Origin of the sequence: Pseudomonas protegens, assembly GCF_003732485.1 — a bacterium.
Lineage (GTDB): Bacteria > Pseudomonadota > Gammaproteobacteria > Pseudomonadales > Pseudomonadaceae > Aquipseudomonas > Aquipseudomonas protegens_B.
The window spans coordinates 75,915-78,607 of record NZ_MOAK01000087.1; the positions used below are offsets into that span (position 1 = coordinate 75,915).

At 55.8% G+C, this 2,693-nt stretch carries 3 protein-coding genes; all 3 read left to right on the forward strand.

The window, feature by feature from the left end; genetic code table 11:
* Positions 1–827, forward strand: an 827-nt coding sequence (locus BLX41_RS36785) for a S16 family serine protease (RefSeq protein ID WP_311197606.1), incomplete at its 5' end; no start/stop codon positions are given.
* 148 nt (positions 828–975) lie between these two features.
* Complete coding sequence (locus BLX41_RS30470; RefSeq protein WP_011062271.1) at positions 976–1,248, forward strand: HU family DNA-binding protein; 273 nt, start codon at positions 976–978, stop codon at positions 1,246–1,248.
* Positions 1,249–1,474: 226 nt separating this feature from the next.
* Positions 1,475–2,693 (forward strand): SurA N-terminal domain-containing protein (locus BLX41_RS36790; RefSeq protein WP_404942814.1); only part of this gene is annotated, 1,219 nt, incomplete at its 3' end.

Genomic DNA, 2,693 nt, shown 5'->3' on the forward strand with positions numbered 1-2,693 from the left:
TCCGCGACATCATCCGCTACTACACTCGCGAGGCCGGTGTACGGGGCCTGGAGCGCCAGATTGCCAAGGTTTGCCGCAAGGCGGTGAAAGAGCACGCGATGGAAAAACGCTTCTCGGTGAAGGTCACCTCCGACCTGCTGGAGCACTTCCTGGGTGTGCGTAAATTCCGCTACGGCCTGGCCGAGCAGCAGGATCAGATCGGTCAAGTGACCGGCCTGGCCTGGACTCAGGTAGGCGGTGAGTTGCTGACGATCGAAGCCGCTGTGGTTCCAGGCAAGGGCCAGTTGATCAAGACCGGTTCTCTCGGGGATGTCATGGTCGAGTCGATCACTGCTGCGCTGACCGTGGTCCGCAGTCGAGCCAAGAGCCTGGGCATTCCTCTGGACTTCCACGAGAAGCGCGACACTCACATCCACATGCCGGAAGGGGCCACTCCTAAAGACGGCCCTAGCGCGGGCATAGGCATGTGCACGGCGTTGGTTTCAGCGCTGACCGGCATTCCGGTGCGGGCTGATGTGGCGATGACGGGGGAGATCACCCTGCGTGGTCAGGTATTGGCCATCGGCGGGCTGAAAGAGAAATTACTCGCAGCTCACCGGGGTGGAATCAAGACGGTGATCATTCCTGAAGAGAATGTTCGCGATTTGAAAGAAATTCCTGACAATATCAAGCAGGATCTGCAGATTAAACCAGTTAAATGGATTGACGAAGTCCTGCAAATTGCGCTGCAATACGCGCCGGAGCCCTTGCCGGATGTGGCTCCCGAGATAGTTGCAAAGGATGAAAAACGCGAGTCTGACTCTAAGGAAAGAATTAGCACGCATTAGTACGCATTAGCCTGGGGGGCTTCCTTGACAGCTTTTTAGAGCCCTTGTTATAAAGCGGCTCTTAAGTGTCTGTAGGCCATTCAGCACTCGTTTTTGCTTTCACCAAAAAACTTAGAATCATACTCATAGATATATAAGGGGACTTAGAGTGAACAAGTCGGAACTGATTGATGCTATCGCTGCATCTGCTGATCTCCCGAAAGCTGCTGCTGGCCGTGCGCTGGACGCAGTAATCGAATCCGTTACTGGCGCTCTGAAGGCCGGTGACTCTGTTGTTCTGGTTGGTTTCGGTACTTTCTCCGTAACTGATCGTCCAGCTCGTATCGGTCGTAACCCACAGACCGGTAAGACTCTGGAAATCGCTGCTGCTAAAAAGCCAGGTTTCAAAGCCGGTAAAGCACTGAAAGAAGCCGTAAACTAAGTTTCTTCAGGGTCTTTGCCCATCCGGGTCGGGGTCATGCCTGATCTGGCAGCGGGGCGCCAGTAGGCCGGTGTATCACCGGCCAACGCCGAGGGTCGCAGGTTTGGCTCTCGTCCGCTCCGCCAGTTACGAGAAGGCGCATCCTCGGATGCGCCTTTCTTCTATCCGGACTCTACCCACGCTCCACGGTTGCTTAAATTGAAGTACAGCCGTTTCTGGGGGACGCATGCTGCAGAATATCAGGGACAATTCACAAGGCTGGATTGCCAAAACCATCATCGGGGTCATCGTCGCACTGTTGGCGCTGACCGGTTTCGATGCCATTTTCCAGGCCACTACCCATAACCAGGACGCGGCCAAGGTCAACGGCGAGGAAATCACTCAGAACGAGTTGAGTCAGGCCGTCGACATGCAACGTCGTCAACTGATGCAACAGTTGGGCAAAGATTTCGATGCCTCCCTGCTGGATGAGAAGATGCTGCGCGAAGCCGCTTTGAAAGGGCTGATCGACCGCAAGCTGTTGCTGCAAGGTGCACAGGATTCCAAGTTTGCCTTCTCTGAGGGCGCGCTGGACCAGGTGATCCTGCAGACGCCGGAATTCCAGGTTGAAGGCAAATTCAGCCCTGAGCGTTTCGATCAAGTGATTCGTCAGCTGGGCTACACCCGTCTGCAATTCCGCCAGATGCTGGCTCAGGAAATGCTGATCGGCCAAGTGCGTGCCGGCCTGGCGGGCAGTGGTTTCGTCACCGATGCTCAAGTACTGGCGTTCGCTCGTCTGGAAAAACAGACCCGTGATTTCGCTTCGCTGAACATCAAGGCCGATCCGGCAGCGGTCAAGCTGACCGATGACGAGGTCAAGGCCTACTACGATCAGCACGCCAAGGAGTTCATGACTCCCGACCAAGTGGTGATTGATTACATCGAGCTGAAGAAGGCCGCCTTCTTTGACCAGGTCAGTGTCAAGGACGAGGACCTGCAAGCGCTGTATCAGAAGGAAATCGCCAACCTGTCCGAGCAACGTCGTGCCGCGCACATCCTAATCGAAGTCAACGATAAGGTGAATGAGGCTCAGGCCAAGGCCAAGATCGAAGAGGTCCAGGCGCGTCTGGCCAAGGGCGAAAGCTTCGAGGCACTGGCCAAGGAGTTCTCCCAGGATCCAGGCTCGGCCAATAATGGCGGCGACTTGGGCTATGCCGGTCCAGGTGTTTATGACCCAAGCTTCGAGAAGGCGCTGTATGCGTTGAACAAGGATCAGGTCTCGGCACCGGTGCGTACCGACTTCGGTTTCCACTTGATCAAACTGTTGGGTATCGAAGCGCCGGAAGTGCCGAGCTTTGCCAGTCTCAAGGACAAGCTGACACGCGACCTGAAAACTCAGCAGGTCGAGCAGCGTTTCGTCGAGGCGACCAAGCAACTGGAAGACTCGTCGTTCGAGGCTTCCGATC